The organism is Paenibacillus macerans (assembly GCF_050565405.1).
GTDB classification, from domain to species: Bacteria; Bacillota; Bacilli; order Paenibacillales; family Paenibacillaceae; genus Fontibacillus; species Fontibacillus macerans_B.
On record NZ_JBNYYG010000008.1, the window covers coordinates 75,273 to 91,305 of the forward strand.

The window sequence follows — 16,033 nt, forward strand, 5'->3', positions numbered from 1 at the left end:
GATGGCGGGAACGGTAAAGCAAGCGGCTCTCACCCGCTGGCGGCTTATCCTGGGTGCGGCCGCCGAAGGGGAGCTTGGCCGGTACGGCAGCGGCGGGCAGGTGGGGCTCTCGGACGATGAGTTGATTATGGATCGGGCGCTCGCCGCCATTTACGATCAAACGGCAGAGGGCGGGGAAGGTAGCGGGAACGGTGCGGGGGCACGCGGCGCGGGCCACGGAAAATCCGCGCCCCGCCTCGCGCAGTGGCTCGGCGACGTACGGACTTTTTTCCCGGAAGACGTGGTCTCCGTGATCCAAAACGATGCGATGGAGCGCAAAGGCTGGAAGCAGCTTCTGTTCGAGCCGGAGGTGCTGGTCACCGTCAAACCGGATATCCACCTCGTCGGAACGCTGCTGTCGCTCAAAGGGAAAATTCCGGAGAAGACGAAGGACACCGCGCGTATGCTTGTGCAGGCGGTGGTGGATGATCTGGTCAAGCGGATGAGCCAGGAGCTGCGGAGAGCGGTCACCGGGGCGTTAAACCGCCGGCAGCATACACCGCTGTCCTCCCTGAGCGGCATCGACTGGAAGCGGACGATTCAGCGGAATCTGAAGCATTACGATACGGAGCGCAAACGGATCATCCCGGAAAGGTTCTATTACTTTGATCGCGCGAAGCGGAGCAAGGAATGGACGGTCATCGTCGATATCGACCAAAGCGGCTCCATGGCGGAATCGGTGATCTGGGCGTCGGTGGTCGGGTCCATTTTTGCCAGTATTCCCGTCCTGGATACCCGCGTGGTCGTCTTCGATACCGAAGTGGTCGATCTGACCGAACAATGCGCGGGCGATCCGGTGGATATGCTGTTCGGCATCCAACTCGGCGGAGGCACGAATATCGACAAATCGGTCGCCTATTTCGAACCGTTTATTAAAGAACCGAAGAAGACGCTGTTTATCCTGATCTCCGATCTTTACGAGGGGGGCAATCAGTCCCGTTTGATCCGGCGAATGCGGGAGATGAAGGAAGCCGGCGTCAAGACGCTTTGTTTACTCGCCTTATCGGATGAAGGGAAACCTTTTTACGATGAACGGTTGGCCAAGGCTTTTGCCAAAGACGGAACCCCTTGTTTTGCCTGTACGCCTGCGATGCTGCCGCAGCTGGTAGAAGGGGCGCTGCAAGGAAAGGAACTGTCGGAGCTGGTGAAACGGTTGGACAACAAGTGAAATAGAAAGAACCGGGAAGGTGAAGACCATATTAAGCGAGAACAATAAGAATAAGCTGAAGCGGACGGTCCGTGAACAACAATTTGAGCACATGCGATGGATTATTTGAAAGAGACGGTGCACCAGGGGATCCGCTTGTCCAAGAACGGAGCGGAAGATTACGCGGAAATTTGCTCGTCCCGCATCGGCGGAGATCCGGATCTGCCGCCGAACGCGGCATGGCCGCTGGATGAGGAACATGACTTTGTATTCCAGCTAGCCGGCGAAAATATGTATTCTTGGCCTTAAACAGCTATCCTAAGGAGGAGCAGGAAAATGACCAATAGCATTTTGAACTGGGAACGGGGACCTGGTTAAACCCGCCGTTGTCCGTCAGGCAGGAAGGGAATCATCTGAAGGTTATTCCGGAAAAAGGCAAGGATTTTTGGAAAAAGACGCTTTACGGTTTTGAATTTGAGGATGGCGCGGCTCTGCTGACCGATTGGCCCGTAGACAAGGCGGTGGAGGTGTCGTTTTTACTGACGACGTTCACCGGGCTATATGATCAAGCCGGCGTTCTGCTGTATCATGGACCCGGGCAATGGATCAAGGCAGGCGTTGAAATCAACGACGGAATTCCCCAGCTGTCCGTCGTAGTCTCGGACGGGTATTCAGACTGGTCCTTAACGGCTGTGCCCGAATGGGCGGGGGAAGAGGTAACCATCCGCGCTTCCATCATGAAGGATGCCGTCATTATACGGGCACGTACAAAGCGCCATGCCTGGCGTACCATCCGGGTGGCTCGGTTCCCTTCCCTTTCCGGGAATCAAGCAGGTCCCTTCGCGTGTTCGCCGACTCGGAACGGGCTGGAGGTTACGTTTACCCGCTGGGCTTATGCCGAGCAAGATCAGGATCTTCATACGGATCCGAAGACGGAATTTTAAAGTGAATGGATCAAAAATGCAGAAACGCATTTATATTTGATATGGATGTTGGATCATGGACTCATGTCGTTTATTGATATCTTCCGCGGAATATGATAAGATTCCTGTAACTTAAACGATGGGAGCTGAAAAGGATAATGGATTTTTCTTGCTAAGAATCATAAAACAGAAAAGCGAAAAATCTTCGCATGTTTTATCTTTCGTATGCAAGAAAGTTACTTATTCTTTTCACTCAAGCGGAATATTTCTGATCTGACTGACACGATACGTGGGTCGGATTTGCTGTATTTGAATTGAGCTGCGAGAAAGTAACTTTCTTGCGGCTCAATTTTTTTTGCAGGAGGATTGCTTCATGTCATTAATTAAAGTAGCGAACCTGACGTTCGCTTACGACGGCAGCTACGACAACATTTTCGAGGACGTCAGCTTTCAAATCGATACCGATTGGAAATTGGGTTTTACCGGGAGGAACGGACGGGGGAAGACGACGTTCCTTAATCTGCTGCTGGGCAAATACGAATACGGCGGGCATATTTCCGCGGATGTCGGCTTCGAGTATTTTCCATTCGAGGTCAAACACAAGGAATACAACACGCTTGACGTCGTGGAGGAAATCGTTCCGGACTACGCCCAATGGGAGCTGATGCGCGAGCTTTCTCTGCTGCAGGTATCCGATGACGTCTTGTACCGGCCTTTCGATACCTTATCCAACGGGGAGCAGACGAAAGTGATGCTGGCGGCTTTGTTCCTGAAGGAAAACAGCTTCCTGTTGATCGATGAACCGACCAACCATTTGGATATGGAGGGCCGGGAGCTCGTCAGCGCTTATTTGAACCGCAAAAGCGGTTTTATCCTAGTGTCCCACGACCGGGCATTTCTGGACCATTGCGTGGATCATATCTTGTCCATCAACAAGACCAACATCGAAATCCAGAAGGGCAACTTCTCCGATTGGCGGGAAAATAAACAACGCCAGGACAACTACGAGCTGGCCGAAAACGAAAAGCTGCGGAAAGACGTCAAACGCTTGTCGGAAGCGGCGAAGCGAACCAGCAACTGGTCACACGAGGTGGAAAAAACGAAAAACGGCACGCGAAATTCCGGTTCCAAGGTAGACAAAGGCTATATTGGGCACAAGGCCGCGAAAATGATGAAGCGCTCCAAATCGATCGAGCAGCGGCAGCAATCGGCTCTTGAGGAAAAATCGCAGCTGCTCAAAAACATCGAAACCTCGGAAAGCTTGAAGATCGCTCAATTGCCCTACCACAAGCACCAACTGGCCGAACTGGACCGAATCTCGATTTTTTACGGAGAGAAGCAAGTGTGCCGGGATATCAGCTTTACGATTGAGCAGGGTGACCGGATCGCGCTTATCGGCAGAAACGGCTCCGGCAAATCAAGCATCTTGAAGCTGATCCATGGCGAGGCGATTTTCCATACGGGGACGCTCCGTCTGGGAAGCCAGTTGAAAATTTCTTACGTCTCGCAGGACACCTCGCATTTACAGGGACATTTGACGGACTTTGCCGGAGATCACGACATCGACGAAAGTTTGTTTAAAGCGATTTTGCGCAAACTGGATTTTTCCCGGCTGCAGTTCGAGAAAGATATCGCGGATTACAGCGGCGGACAGAAGAAAAAGGTGCTGATCGCCAAAAGCCTTTGCGAAAAAGCCCATCTGCTGGTATGGGACGAACCGCTCAATTTCATCGATGTCATCTCCCGCATGCAAATCGAGGATTTGCTGCTGGAGTACTCGCCCACCATCCTGTTCGTCGAGCATGACCGGGAGTTTAGCGAAAATATCGCCACAAAAGTGATTCAACTGTAACGATAGACCTAAGAACGCCATTTATTTAGGAGGATGAAAAACATGAAGGACTTGTTGGTAATCGCAGATGATCAAGCGAACCTGTCAATCCGCTCGTGCGATGGCACGGTTCCACAACAAACCAATCGGAAACCGGAGCTTTATCCATCTATATATAGGGACACCTAGCAATTAATATAGTTGGTTAATGCAAACGCCAAGGAGCGCCGGTGGAACGGGCTTCTTTGGCGTTTTTTTCTCCGGTTCAAAGGAGAAAAGATCATGAAACCAACCTCCAAATATGAAAAGATCGGACAGATCCTCAAATACCTGGGGCAACCCGATTATCGATATCGGCAAATCGCCGATGCGATATTTAAACAGAGAGTCAGCCACTTTGAGCACATGTCCATGCTGCCGAAACGGCTGCGCGAAACTTTGATTCGAGAGCTGGGGAATCAGGTCTCCAGCCTGACGCCGGTACTGGAGAGAAGCTCTAGCCAAGTCAATAAAGTCTTATTTTCCATCCCCGGCGGCGAACGGGTAGAGGCCGTCAGATTAAGCTATAAACGCGGGTGGGAATCGTATTGCATTTCCTCCCAGTGCGGCTGCGGATTCGGCTGCCGGTTTTGCGCCACGGGAACGCTGGGCCTCAAACGGAACTTGACCGCGGACGAAATCGCCGACCAGTTGCTGCATTTCCATTTGAACGGACATTCCTTGGACAGCGTGTCTTTTATGGGAATGGGGGAGGCGCTGGCGAATCCGTATCTGTTTGAGGCGCTGCGCCTGTTGACCGACGCGGGGCTATTTGGATTAAGCCAGCGCAGAATCACGGTTTCGACGATCGGGATTTTGCCGGGTATGGAGCGCTTAAGGCAGGAGTTCCCGCAAGTGAACCTGACCTTTTCGCTGCACTCCCCGTTTGATGAACAGCGCAGCGGGCTGATGCCGATCAATGACAAGTTCCCGCTGCAGGAGGTGATGCAAGCGCTGGATCTTCATATCCGGGAGACGGGGAGAAAAGTATACATCGCTTATATCCTGCTTCGGGGGATCAACGATTCGGCGGAGCACGCGGAAGCGGTGGCTGATTTGCTAAGGGGAAGAGGGGAGTGGGAGCATCTCTATCACGTGAACCTGATCCCCTACAATTCGACCGACGCCACGCAGCAAAGTTATGGACAATCCGACCGAAACCAGGTCAACCGGTTTGTCCGGATTCTAAAGTCAAAAGGAATCCATGTCACGGTCCGAACCCAATTCGGGAGCGACATCAACGCCGCTTGCGGGCAGTTGTACGCGGCAGAGAAATAAAAGCCGGCAAGGCCGGCAACCTAATCTGTAGGCACGATAATTAACCGCGTTAATCGCGGTTTTTTTTTCGTTTTTCGCAATACCGATTGAATTTTGGAAAATGATCACGTAGTATATATGATAATGATAATCATTATCATATATAAGGTTACTACTTGATTTACAGAGGGGGTGAATTTTTTTGAATCACGAAGACACCAAAAAAAGCGGGATGGGCGGGTTCTATTACGCTTTTATGTTGTTGTTGATTTGCCTGATTCTGGTATCCGCCGTTTATTCCGTATCGATCGGTCAAGTCCGCGTTCCGTTCCGGCAAGCGATGGATATCATGGTCCATGGACTGACCAACGGCCATTGGGGATCCCTGGATCATGTCGACAGCGAGTCTTACTTAAACATTATTTGGCAAGTAAGAATGCCCCGCGTGATTTTTGCCCTGCTGATCGGCATGGGACTTTCTTTGTGCGGAGCCGTGATGCAGGCCGTCGTACAAAATCCGCTTGCCGATCCCTACATACTCGGCATTTCGTCGGGGGCTTCGCTGGGAGCTACGTTCGCCATTCTGGTCGGGTTCGGAAGCGGCGCGCTGTTATCCCAGTTCGGCGTAGCCTTCGGAGCGTTCGTCGGCGCCATGATCACTTCGATCGGGGTGCTTGTTTTATCCAGTATCGGCGGCAAAGCGACATCGGTGAAACTTGTTTTATCGGGGGTGGTCATCGGTGCCTTGTGCAGCTCTTTTTCGAGCTTGATCATTTATTTTGCCAATAATGCGGAAGGGATCAAAACGGTCACTTTTTGGTCCATGGGCAGCTTGGCTTCTTCCAATTGGGAGAAAGTCCCTATCCTGGCGGCGATCATTTTACTTGGATGCGGCATGTTTCTTTTTCAACACCGAGTCCTGAATGCGCTGCTGTTAGGCGACGAGTCGGCTGTAACCTTAGGCATCAATTTAAGCGCCTACCGCAAGATTTATATGATCGTTACCGCTCTGATTACGGGAACCATGGTTGCTTATGCCGGCATGATCGGTTTTGTCGGTCTGATCATCCCGCATATCACGAGGGGCCTATTCGGTGCGGATCATAAACAGTTAATGCCGGGTACGCTCCTGCTGGGAGGGCTGTTCTTAATCTGGTCGGACATTTTGTCCAGAACGTTGATTCATAATGTCGAATTGCCCATCGGGATCGTAACTTCCGTGATCGGTTCGCCCTTATTCATCTACATGATCGTTAAAAAAGGCTACAATTTCGGAGGCTAAACAAATGGAATTGACCGCGAATGAAATGGAAATCCGGATCGGTAAGAAAGAAATCGTCAAAAACGTTTCGATTTTCGTGAAAAACCAACAATTCGTAGGCCTGATCGGACCCAATGGATGCGGAAAATCGACGCTGCTAAAAAGTATTTACAAAAGCCTGGTTCCCCGAAAAGGCACCGTTTATTTGGGCGACATGGACGTGCTGAAATCCTCCGAAAAAAAAGTTTCCCAGCGCCTAGGCGTGGTTGGCCAATTTAATGAAATGAACTTTGATTTGACGGTGCAGCAAATGGTCATGCTGGGCCGAACGCCGCACAAAAAATGGCTGGAATCGGACAAACAGGAAGATTATGCGATCGTGGAGGAAGCGTTAAAGAAAACGAATTTGCTCGATTATCAAGACCGCAGTTTTCTATCTTTATCCGGCGGCGAGAAACAAAGGGTGATTTTGGCGAGAACCGTCGCCCAACAACCCCGGTTTATGATATTGGACGAACCGACGAATCATTTGGATATTCGTTATCAGCTTGAAATTTTGTCTTGCGTTAAGGAGCTAAACATCGGCGTGTTGGCGGCGCTTCACGATTTGGAAATGGCGGCCCATTACTGCGATTATGTCTATGCGATCAAACAGGGCGAGGTGTACGCTCACGGCACGCCGGAGCAAGTATTGACGCCGGAGACCATCGAGTCGCTCTATCAAGTCAAATGCCAGACCTATATTAACCCCGTGACGAACGGGTTAGGCTTCGCATATGGCATCTAAAAGGAGAGGAACCATTGTGAAAAAGAATCTATGGATAAGCATCGCTTTCGTTCTTATATTGATGTTAACGGCTTGCGGCGGTTCGGCGACAAGCGGCTCGGACGCACCGAAGGCTGAAGCGCAAAGCCATTATCCCGTAACGATCCAAAACTTTGCCAAGGCGGAAGGCGGCACGACTTGGGATAAGCAAGAGCAAATCTTTGAAAAAGCGCCGGAACGCGTCATGGCCAATACGAAACCGGCTGCAGAGTTGCTGCTGCATTTAGGTTTGGCGGACAAAATCGTCGGCGTTGGCGCCAATTTTGGCGCACCGGATCCATCGGTGGAAACCGAATACGCGAAATTGAACATTTTAAGTGACGAATACGTCGGTAAAGAAGTGACGTTGGGCACGAATCCCGACTTGGTGTTGGGGCGCGGCGGGTTATTCGATAATGCCGACTGGGGAGTAGGCACCGTGGGCGTGCTGAACGACATGGGGATCAAAACTTACGTGCTTGAATCTTCGGTTACCGGGGGAACGTATGACTCGATTTATAAGGATCTAGAGAATCTAGGGAAGATCTTTAGCGTGGAGGATAAAGCCCAAAGCTTTATTCAGGAGTTAAAGGACAGACAAGCCGCCATTGCCTCGAAATTGTCGAGCATTACCGAACAAAAAACATTCGCTTATTTGCATATGAGCGATCCCAACGAAGTGTATGTTTACGCGGCTCAAGACGAGACCTTCTTCAATGACGCCTTCCGGATGGTTAAATTGGACAATATTTTCAAAGAGGAAACCGGAGAGGTTAGCGTGGAAACGCTGATTGGAGCTGATCCGGACGTGTTAATCATTCCGAATTGGGACACTACCGACGGTGTTAGCGCAGATACAATTAAAGAGGCACTTTATTCGAATCCCAAATTATCCAGCATGAATGCGATCAAAAATAAACAGATTTATGCCGTCGATTACAACTACATGTTCGGATATAGCTACAACACGATCGACGGGATGGAGCTGTTGGCGAAAGAAATGTACCCGGACTTGTTCAAATAGAGGAGGCAAACGGATGTCGCAAGACTTGGAACTTTACGACGTTACGATTATTGGAGGCGGACCTGCCGGATTGTACGCGGCTTTCTACAGCGGAATGCGCGATATGAAAACGAAGCTGATCGAGGCAAAAGAGGAGCTTGGCGGCCGTACGCTGATTTATCCAGAAAAGATGATTTGGGACGTCGGCGGCGTTACGCCGATTCGCTGCGAGCGGTTGACGGAGCAAATGATCAAGCAAGCGATGACGTTTGATCCTATGCTCGTATTAGGACAGCAAATCTGCGAACTGGAGCGATTGGCCGATGGCACGATGATGCTCAAGGCAATAACGGGGGAACGGCACTGGACAAAAACGCTAATCCTTGCCTTGGGCCGCGGGGTGCTGAAGCTTGCGAAGCTGGACATCGAAGGGGCCGAGCGTTACGAAGTCGGGAATTTGCATTACACGGTACAGGAGTTGGAAATATTCCGCAACAAACGGGTGCTCATCTCCGGCGGCGGCGATTCCGCCGTGGATTGGGCGAACGAATTGGAACCGCTAGCCGCAAGCGTAACCGTCGTACACCGTCGCGAACGCTTTGGCGGGCATGAGCGCAACGTGAAGCGAATGCTGGAATCTTCGGTCCGCGTCCTGACGCCGTATGCCGTCAAACAGCTTCGCGGCAACGCCGGGGGTAAAGCGATCGAAGCCGTATCGATCGTGCGCGTGGATTCGGAAGGCGTGTTGTCGGAAGCGGTTGAATGGCTCGAAGTGGATGCCGTGATCGTGAATCACGGATTGCGCGGCGATTTCGGAAACATCGTCAACTGGGGATTGGAGATGGGGCAATGGGACATCCACGCGAACGAGAGGCTCGCGACCAACTTGCCCGGCGTATTCGTAGCCGGAGATGTGGCGCACCATGCCAGTAAGCTCCATTTGATCGCCGGCGCCTTCACCGATGCGGCGCTGGCGGTCAATAGTGCAAAATTGTATATGGAGCCTGATGCGGCAGCGGCAGCTTACGTTTCTTCCCATAATGCCAAATTCAAGGAGCGGAACATCGCGCTTGGAGTCGCGGAGGAGGACGCGTAAGGGGTGATTTTCAACAGCGCCACACCATTTTGGTGTGGCGCTTTTTAGATGGAACAGGTTATGATTCATAAATAAAAGCAGCTAAAGGAGCCTAAGCATGAAGTCTCAACTCTCTGACCGCATAAATATGCCACCAGGATTTTGGTCAGGATTACACCAATTAGGGATCGACGCTCGCGATGTAGCTTGCAAAGCCCGACTGCCGCTGACCATCATGTCTGAACCCGTCGTCACCAGCGCCCAATATTTTGCGATCTGGCAGGCGTATTCCGATCTCATGGGCGACGCTGCAACGGGAATCATCCGACTGGCCACCGCTTTTGAAACCGCCAAGTATCCGCCGACCGTCCTGGCGCCTTACCATGCTCGCGACTATCGCGACGCCCTGAACCGTATGGTGAGGTACAAAGGGCTTTGTCCTCCGGAAAGCTTAAGAATCAAGGAGGAGGGGGACGCTTGTGCCATCGACCTGGAATGGCAGGATTCCGGGCACTCAGGTCCGCCGCTGCTGATCGGGATCACACTGGCGTTTCTTTTGGAGCTTGGGCGCCGGGGCACGGGTCAGCCTTTGACGGCGCGCTTCGTCGAATTTTCGCAACCCATGGGCGATGTCCAGGCCCTTGAAGCCTACTTCGGCTGCCGTATCCGGATTGGCGGCAAAAGCAACAGGTTGATGCTGTATCGAAAAGATCTAGACCTCCCTTTTGCCTCGTACAACGAAGAATTGCTGGAGATCCTGACTCCCGCTCTGGACCGATCGCTTAATGAGCAGCAGCGCAGCCGTTCCATAACCGAGACGGTCAAATGGATCATGAAACGCGGCCTCACCGGAGGAAGCCCCGACATTCAGGCCGTCGCGAAGGAGCTTGGAATGAGCGACCGGACCTTGCAGCGCAGGCTTACTAATGAAAACACGAGCTTTAAGCATCTGTTGAAGCAAGCTAGACATGAGCAAGCACGGGAGTACTTAGCGGATCCCTCCCTCGATATTAAAGAAGTGGCTTTCCTAATCGGATATGAGGACCAGAACTCGTTCTATCGTGCCTTCCGCCTGTGGGAAGGGGATACGCCTTCGAATTGGCGTACTGGGCATTTATGTCAATCTCGAGATCAGAAGGACGGCTAGGAATACCGACGATTTATTAACTAAATTGGCGGGTTAAGCTAGAACTTTGGCGCAATAGGCTAGTTACTCAACCATTCAGACAAGGTAATATAATCCCTATCCGAAGTACAAGATTAAAAGGAGAAATGGATCATGGATATGGGATTAAACCATAAAACGGCTTTAATTACAGGATCAACGAAAGGGATAGGGAAAGCCATCGCCATTGAGCTTGCCAAAGAAGGCGTGAATGTACTCATTAACGGACGCCATGTTGCTGAGGTAGAACGAACGGTGCGAGAAATAAAATCAGATTTTCCGGCCACCTCTCCTCAAAATGCAGCAGCCGATCTTGCAGATGTCAAGCAAAGGGAAGCTTTATTCAATAAATATCCTGATATCGATATTTTGGTTAACAATATGGGGATTTATGAAATGATGGCCTATGAAGACGTTACCGATGAGGTATGGGAAAAATACATCCGTACGAATGTTCTTGCGGCAAATGGTCTATCGAAATTCTACTTGCCGAACATGCTCAAAAACGATTATGGCCGAATCATCTTCATTGCGAGCGAAGAAGCCGTGATGCCTTCAGGCCAAATGCCTCAGTATGCGATCACCAAATCCATGTTATTATCCTTGGCAAAAAGCTTATCCAAATTAACGAAAGGCACGGAAGTTACCGTCAATACGATCATGCCGGGACCCACCCTCTCCGAAAATGTGCAGCACATCATTGAGGGAATATACCCGGATAAAGAGTTGACCTTTTCCGATAAAGAGAAAGCATTTTTGGCGGCAAACTTGCCTCAATCCGAAATACAGCGGTTCATCAAGCCTTTTGAAATAGGCCGATTAGCCGCATTTGTATGCAGCCCTCATGCATCCGCGTTTAAGGGTTCTCCCATTCGCATGGATGGGGGGATGGTGCCGACGATTTTTTGATAACCCGAATATTTTGCCTGAGATCGTATCAACCTATCGGGATGGAAACCAACTTTCCAAACAAGACGAAAGGAGGCCTCCCATGACCCGATCCAAAAAAAGAGAAGCCAATGTAGCGAAAAGCCGAAAACAAGTCCAACACCCGCATGGTCCGATCAAATCCCTTGAGGAGTTATCGAACGAATACGATAGTGAGCATTCCGGGGCAAAGTCCGAGTAGCAGACAAATAAAAGCAGACCCTATGCCCGACATCAAGGCTTGGCGGTCTGCTATTTCTAATTTTAACGGAACTGGGCAAATCAGCGTTTGACCCACGCATGCTTTAGATCCATCTCCCGGATGCATTCATCCGCTGCTGAAGCACAACCGGCATATGCTGCGTTGGGCTAATGTTATAGCGGTTTCTATAGTAGTACATGACCCGTTCAATCTGAAAATGCTCCTGAACCTCCGGCAAGTCGGTCGCCATGGAGAAGCGTTGGCACATGAAACATCAGCCTCCTTTTTACACCATAGTGTTTGTCAAAGGAGGAAATTTATTCTTTAAGGTGTATTTTCGAGACTGCCGTACATTTTTTGAGCCAACTCCGGATCATCGTAAATCGCGATTTTCGAATCGATGAGCTGAAGGTTTTTCGTCAATTCCTCAATCTGCCTGACGACATGCTTGCGATGTTCGGAGAGCATTGTTTTTCGCTCATCGATCGTTTGCATCCCCTGCAAGCACCAATCCGCGTACCGCTTGATTTCTTTGATGGACATCCCCGTATCTTTCAGGCAGCATACCATGGCCACCCATTTGAGATCCGTATCCGTGAACGCCCGGTTGCCGGATTTATCCCTGCCAATAAAGGGCATGAGGCCTTCTTTATCATAAAAACGCAGCGTGTGAACGGACAGTCCGAACTTGTTCGCGACCTCGTTAATGGAATAATTCATTTTTTTCACCCTACCCCTTGACCTAGAGTTAACTCGAAGTACTATACTCACTATAGACCACGAAAACCAAGTTATCAAGTGGCTAAAAACGATATAAAAAGGAGACGGGATCGATGAATTCAATGCAAAAAATCGCGCTTGTAACCGGAGGCAGCCGCGGGCTTGGCAGAAATGCCGCTATCGCGCTCTCCCGCAAAGGAATAGACGTTATCATTACGTATCATACCCGGGAAGAGGAGGCGGACAAAGTCGTTAAGGAAATCGAAAACAACGGCCAAAAAGCCGCAGCGTTGCAGTTGGATACCGGGAACGTATCTTCTTTCGATGCATTTGTCTCACAATTGACGGACGTGCTGAACAACAAGTGGAGTCGGGAGCAAATCGACATTTTGGTCAATAACGCGGGATTCGGAGTACATGCTTCGGTTGCGGAAACGACAGAGGAGCAATTCGACAGCATGATGAATGTGCAGTTCAAGGGTGTGTTTTTCCTGTCGCAAAAGCTGTATCCCCGCCTAGCCGACAACGGAAGAGTCGTCAACATCTCAACGGGCTTGACCCGGTTCGTGATTGAGGGCTTCGGAGCCTATTCGGCGATGAAAGGTGCAATTGAGGTTTTGACGAAGTACATGGCCCAAGAATGGGGGAAACGAGGGATTCGCGTTAACGTGGTAGCCCCAGGGGCAATCGCTACGGATTTCGGCGGGGGGGCTGTCAGGGACAATCAACAGATGAGGGAGTTTGTCGCCTCGAAAATTGCGCTAGGCCGGGTCGGTGAAGCTGACGATATCGGCGGAGTTGTCGCCTCTTTATGCACGGATGAGATGGGCTGGGTGAATGGGACGCGCCTTGAAGTGTCGGGCGGACAGCTTCTCTAAAACTTTTCCAAAGCGCGCTGCGATCAGCGCGCTTTTCTCATTAAAGCCCCTCATCTCCAGGCATCTCCCCGCATAGATTTATTACATGATTTATATAAGGGAGTACATAAGGGAGGATTAGATTGCGGACACGGTTTAGCCTGGGAACGTCCAAAGCGATGGGCAGGTCTTCTTCGCGATTTCATCCGTAATGCAATCCCAAAAGAGGATGTAGTATAATAACCATAATCTTTCGCGGGTCCGATTATATTTTCAGTGAGGGGATTGGTGCATGCCATGAATTTTAGCGAATATCCATATGAGCGTCCGGATGTCAAAGCTTTCGAACAAAAGTTCAAGGAGCTCCTGAACGTATTTAGCTCTGCGGCTACTTATGAAGATCAGGATCGGGCCATGACGGGAATCAATAAGCTGCGGAGCGAGTTTGATACGCTTCAAGAAATCGCCAGCATCCGGCACACGATCGATACCAACGACGAGTTCTATAAAGCGGAGCAGGACTTCTTTGACGAGAGCGGTCCAATCGTACAGGAGTATATTACGGATTACTACCGGGCGTTGGTCGGCTCCAAATTCCGCGAAGATCTGGAGAAGAAATGGGGGCGCCAGCTATTCCGGCTTGCCGAGCTTTCGCTGAAAACGTTCAGCCCCGAGGTCATCGGGGATTTGCAGCGGGAGAACAAACTGACGACCGAGTATGCGAAGCTGATCGCTTCCGCAAAAATTCCGTTCGAAGGCGAAGAACGTACATTATCTCAGTTGATTCCGTTTCAGCAATCTACGGATCGGGATGTTCGCAAACGCGCGATGGATGCCTCAAGCGGTTTTATGGCTGAACATGAGGAGACCTTCGATCGAATCTATGATGATCTGGTCAATGTCAGAACGAACATCTCGAAGAAGCTCGGATTCAACACTTTCGTCGAGCTCGGCTATGCGCGGATGGCGCGTACGGATTACGATGCCCAAATGGTGGCGAACTTCCGGAACCAAGTGCTTGAGCATATCGTGCCTGTCGCCACGAAGCTGAAAGAGCGTCAGAAGAACCGAATCGGCGTGGATCGCTTGCTGTACTTCGATGAGAACTTTGCCTTCCAGTCAGGCAACGCGACGCCAAAAGGCGATTCGGCATGGATTGTGAACAACGGGGCGAAGATGTACTCGGAGCTGTCTCCGGAGACGGACGAATTTTTCACCTTTATGAAGGAAAACGGCCTCATGGATCTCGTCGCGAAAAAAGGCAAGCGGAGCGGCGGCTACTGTACCTATATCAACGAATACAAGGCACCGTTCATTTTCTCGAATTTCAACGGTACGTCCGGCGATATCGATGTGCTGACGCATGAAGCCGGCCATGCTTTTCAGGTATATGAGAGCCGCAGCTTCGAAGTGCCGGAATACGCCTTCCCGACTTACGAAGCATGCGAAATCCATTCCATGAGCATGGAGTTCTTCACTTGGCCATGGATGGACCTGTTCTTTCAGGAAGAAGCCGATAAATATCGTTTCGATCATCTGGCAAGCTCGCTCATTTTCATCCCATACGGCGTAACGGTCGATGAATTCCAACATTACGTTTATGAGAATCCGGAGGCGACGCCGGCGGAGCGGAAGCAAGCGTGGCGGGAGATCGAGCGCAAGTATTTGCCTCACCGCAACTACGCGGACAACGAATATTTTGAGCAGGGCGGTTTCTGGCAAAAGCAGAGCCATATTTTTAATTCTCCATTCTATTATATCGATTATACCTTGGCGCAAATTTGCGCATTTCAGTTCTGGAAGAAGATGCACGAGAATCGCCAGGCAGCTTGGGCTGATTACTTGCATCTATGCCAGCAGGGAGGCAGCCGATCGTTCACGGAGCTTGTGCGGGTCGCCGGACTGATCTCGCCGTTTGAGGATGGTTGCGTGACCTCGGTCATCGGGAGCATTGAAGAGTGGCTAAATCGTGTGGATGATACTGCGTTATAACGGATCAGTAACAAAGCGGCAGTCCAGGACATGGTTCATTGTCCGGGACTGCCGTCTGTTGTGTGTGAAATGATTGATTTTACCCGCTCTACGCCGCTTAATAAAAAAGATCACGTTATGACTTGATATTAGTTCTATATAGTAATATCCTATATGGTATAAAAAGGATGGTGATTATGGTTAGAGAAACACGTGGCGGGTTTTATATTTCTCAAATTAAACAGTTGAGCGATAGAATCTTTGAAAAATTACTGAGAGAAAATTCTATCGAAGAATTCAATGGGGCACAAGGTCGGATCTTATACGTGCTCTGGCAGGAGGATCATTTAACGATTACAGAACTTGGTGAGAAAACATCACTTGCCAAGACGACTCTTACGAGTATGCTCGATCGAATGGCCGAACAAGGCCACATCAAACGCAATCCAGATCTAAAAGACAGAAGACAAACACGAATTACGTTAACATCCAAGGCTAAAGCACTTCATGAAACCTACGAAAAAGTCTCAGCACAGATGAATGAACTATTTTACAAAGGGTTTTCGGATGAGGAAATTGATCGGTTCGATCACATGTTAGGTATAGTTCTTCAAAATTTAAAACGAAATGAGGAGTAATTTTATGGAACAAGTTACGCTGGAGCAAATCATTTCTTTAGTAAACGATGCTCGTACCATTATTGTCAGTTCGATTGATGAAAATGGCTACCCAAACTCTAAGCAGATGTTTAAAACGGTACATGACGGTATGTAAAAGTTCTGGTTCTCTACGAATACGTCATCCATACGAA

Annotated in this window: 17 protein-coding genes and 1 pseudogene; 16 read left to right on the plus strand and 2 right to left on the minus strand. The window is 50.1% G+C overall.

What is annotated here, in order from left to right; translation table 11 throughout:
• Window position 1 precedes the first annotated feature (1 nt).
• The 12 genes from ACQ4N8_RS08130 (at window position 2) to ACQ4N8_RS08185 (ending at window position 11,674) form a co-directional block, all read left to right on the plus strand.
• Complete coding sequence (locus tag ACQ4N8_RS08130) at window positions 2–1,207, plus strand: VWA domain-containing protein (RefSeq protein WP_430703841.1); 1,206 nt, start codon at window positions 2–4, stop codon at window positions 1,205–1,207.
• Between the two features lie 96 nt (window positions 1,208–1,303).
• Window positions 1,304–1,495 carry a hypothetical protein gene (locus ACQ4N8_RS08135; protein WP_430703842.1) on the plus strand — a complete coding sequence of 64 codons (192 nt, stop codon included), beginning with the start codon at window positions 1,304–1,306 and terminating at the stop codon, window positions 1,493–1,495.
• 77 nt (window positions 1,496–1,572) lie between these two features.
• Window positions 1,573–2,130, plus strand: coding sequence for a DUF1349 domain-containing protein (locus ACQ4N8_RS08140; RefSeq protein ID WP_430703843.1), 558 nt, complete (start codon window positions 1,573–1,575; stop codon window positions 2,128–2,130).
• 352 nt (window positions 2,131–2,482) lie between these two features.
• Complete coding sequence (locus ACQ4N8_RS08145) at window positions 2,483–3,961, plus strand: Lsa family ABC-F type ribosomal protection protein (protein ID WP_430703844.1); 1,479 nt, start codon at window positions 2,483–2,485, stop codon at window positions 3,959–3,961.
• Between the two features lie 261 nt (window positions 3,962–4,222).
• Window positions 4,223–5,257 (plus strand): Cfr family 23S rRNA (adenine(2503)-C(8))-methyltransferase, encoded by a 1,035-nt coding sequence (locus ACQ4N8_RS08150; RefSeq protein WP_430703845.1) that lies wholly within the window; start codon window positions 4,223–4,225, stop codon window positions 5,255–5,257.
• Between the two features lie 211 nt (window positions 5,258–5,468).
• The gene (locus ACQ4N8_RS08155; RefSeq protein WP_430703906.1) at window positions 5,469–6,518 is read left to right on the plus strand and encodes a FecCD family ABC transporter permease; all 1,050 of its coding nucleotides are present in this window, start codon (window positions 5,469–5,471) and stop codon (window positions 6,516–6,518) included.
• 4 nt (window positions 6,519–6,522) lie between these two features.
• Window positions 6,523–7,284, plus strand: coding sequence for an ABC transporter ATP-binding protein (locus tag ACQ4N8_RS08160; RefSeq protein WP_430703846.1), 762 nt, complete (start codon window positions 6,523–6,525; stop codon window positions 7,282–7,284).
• A gap of 16 nt (window positions 7,285–7,300) precedes the next feature.
• Window positions 7,301–8,326: an ABC transporter substrate-binding protein gene (locus ACQ4N8_RS08165; protein ID WP_430703847.1), complete on the plus strand. Its 1,026-nt coding sequence runs from the start codon at window positions 7,301–7,303 to the stop codon at window positions 8,324–8,326.
• Between the two features lie 13 nt (window positions 8,327–8,339).
• Window positions 8,340–9,401 carry an NAD(P)/FAD-dependent oxidoreductase gene (locus ACQ4N8_RS08170; RefSeq protein ID WP_430703848.1) on the plus strand — a complete coding sequence of 354 codons (1,062 nt, stop codon included), beginning with the start codon at window positions 8,340–8,342 and terminating at the stop codon, window positions 9,399–9,401.
• Window positions 9,402–9,498: 97 nt separating this feature from the next.
• Window positions 9,499–10,527 (plus strand): helix-turn-helix domain-containing protein, encoded by a 1,029-nt coding sequence (locus tag ACQ4N8_RS08175; RefSeq protein ID WP_430703849.1) that lies wholly within the window; start codon window positions 9,499–9,501, stop codon window positions 10,525–10,527.
• Window positions 10,528–10,659: 132 nt separating this feature from the next.
• Window positions 10,660–11,454 (plus strand): SDR family NAD(P)-dependent oxidoreductase, encoded by a 795-nt coding sequence (locus ACQ4N8_RS08180; protein ID WP_430703850.1) that lies wholly within the window; start codon window positions 10,660–10,662, stop codon window positions 11,452–11,454.
• 82 nt (window positions 11,455–11,536) lie between these two features.
• Window positions 11,537–11,674, plus strand: coding sequence for a DUF6254 family protein (locus ACQ4N8_RS08185; protein WP_430703851.1), 138 nt, complete (start codon window positions 11,537–11,539; stop codon window positions 11,672–11,674).
• A 133-nt stretch (window positions 11,675–11,807) separates the two neighbouring features.
• Here the strand turns inward: ACQ4N8_RS08185 and ACQ4N8_RS08190 are convergent.
• Window positions 11,808–11,942: pseudogene (locus ACQ4N8_RS08190) on the minus strand (SOS response-associated peptidase family protein); the annotation flags it as partial.
• A 56-nt stretch (window positions 11,943–11,998) separates the two neighbouring features.
• On the minus strand, window positions 11,999–12,394 hold the full coding sequence (locus ACQ4N8_RS08195; RefSeq protein WP_430703852.1) for a MerR family transcriptional regulator: 396 nt from the start codon (window positions 12,392–12,394) through the stop codon (window positions 11,999–12,001).
• A 113-nt stretch (window positions 12,395–12,507) separates the two neighbouring features.
• Here ACQ4N8_RS08195 and ACQ4N8_RS08200 point away from each other — a divergent pair, with 113 nt between their 5' ends.
• The 4 genes from ACQ4N8_RS08200 (at window position 12,508) to ACQ4N8_RS08215 (ending at window position 15,996) form a co-directional block, all read left to right on the plus strand.
• Window positions 12,508–13,272, plus strand: a complete 765-nt coding sequence (locus tag ACQ4N8_RS08200) for an SDR family NAD(P)-dependent oxidoreductase (RefSeq protein ID WP_430703853.1) — start codon at window positions 12,508–12,510, stop codon at window positions 13,270–13,272.
• A 276-nt stretch (window positions 13,273–13,548) separates the two neighbouring features.
• A complete protein-coding gene (locus tag ACQ4N8_RS08205) occupies window positions 13,549–15,243 on the plus strand; it encodes a M3 family oligoendopeptidase (protein WP_430703854.1) in 1,695 nt (564 codons plus the stop codon).
• A 176-nt stretch (window positions 15,244–15,419) separates the two neighbouring features.
• Window positions 15,420–15,860 carry a MarR family transcriptional regulator gene (locus ACQ4N8_RS08210; protein ID WP_430703855.1) on the plus strand — a complete coding sequence of 147 codons (441 nt, stop codon included), beginning with the start codon at window positions 15,420–15,422 and terminating at the stop codon, window positions 15,858–15,860.
• A 4-nt stretch (window positions 15,861–15,864) separates the two neighbouring features.
• Entirely contained in the window at window positions 15,865–15,996 is a 132-nt protein-coding gene (locus ACQ4N8_RS08215; RefSeq protein WP_430703856.1) for a hypothetical protein, read from the plus strand.
• The last annotated feature ends 37 nt before the right edge of the window (window positions 15,997–16,033 follow it).

What these genes read in the sequence shown, in the direction of transcription:
- ACQ4N8_RS08130 (WP_430703841.1), top strand. Translation starts at nt 2, where the DNA reads ATGGCGGGAACGGTAAAGCAAGCGGCTCTCACCCGCTGGCGGCTTATC.
- ACQ4N8_RS08135 (WP_430703842.1), top strand. Translation starts at nt 1,304, where the DNA reads ATGGATTATTTGAAAGAGACGGTGCACCAGGGGATCCGCTTGTCCAAG.
- ACQ4N8_RS08145 (WP_430703844.1), top strand. Translation starts at nt 2,483, where the DNA reads ATGTCATTAATTAAAGTAGCGAACCTGACGTTCGCTTACGACGGCAGC.
- ACQ4N8_RS08150 (WP_430703845.1), top strand. Translation starts at nt 4,223, where the DNA reads ATGAAACCAACCTCCAAATATGAAAAGATCGGACAGATCCTCAAATAC.
- ACQ4N8_RS08155 (WP_430703906.1), top strand. Translation starts at nt 5,469, where the DNA reads ATGGGCGGGTTCTATTACGCTTTTATGTTGTTGTTGATTTGCCTGATT.
- ACQ4N8_RS08160 (WP_430703846.1), top strand. Translation starts at nt 6,523, where the DNA reads ATGGAATTGACCGCGAATGAAATGGAAATCCGGATCGGTAAGAAAGAA.
- ACQ4N8_RS08170 (WP_430703848.1), top strand. Translation starts at nt 8,340, where the DNA reads ATGTCGCAAGACTTGGAACTTTACGACGTTACGATTATTGGAGGCGGA.
- ACQ4N8_RS08175 (WP_430703849.1), top strand. Translation starts at nt 9,499, where the DNA reads ATGAAGTCTCAACTCTCTGACCGCATAAATATGCCACCAGGATTTTGG.
- ACQ4N8_RS08180 (WP_430703850.1), top strand. Translation starts at nt 10,660, where the DNA reads ATGGATATGGGATTAAACCATAAAACGGCTTTAATTACAGGATCAACG.
- ACQ4N8_RS08185 (WP_430703851.1), top strand. Translation starts at nt 11,537, where the DNA reads ATGACCCGATCCAAAAAAAGAGAAGCCAATGTAGCGAAAAGCCGAAAA.
- ACQ4N8_RS08195 (WP_430703852.1), bottom strand. Translation starts at nt 12,394, where the DNA reads ATGAATTATTCCATTAACGAGGTCGCGAACAAGTTCGGACTGTCCGTT.
- ACQ4N8_RS08200 (WP_430703853.1), top strand. Translation starts at nt 12,508, where the DNA reads ATGAATTCAATGCAAAAAATCGCGCTTGTAACCGGAGGCAGCCGCGGG.
- ACQ4N8_RS08205 (WP_430703854.1), top strand. Translation starts at nt 13,549, where the DNA reads ATGAATTTTAGCGAATATCCATATGAGCGTCCGGATGTCAAAGCTTTC.
- ACQ4N8_RS08210 (WP_430703855.1), top strand. Translation starts at nt 15,420, where the DNA reads ATGGTTAGAGAAACACGTGGCGGGTTTTATATTTCTCAAATTAAACAG.
- ACQ4N8_RS08215 (WP_430703856.1), top strand. Translation starts at nt 15,865, where the DNA reads ATGGAACAAGTTACGCTGGAGCAAATCATTTCTTTAGTAAACGATGCT.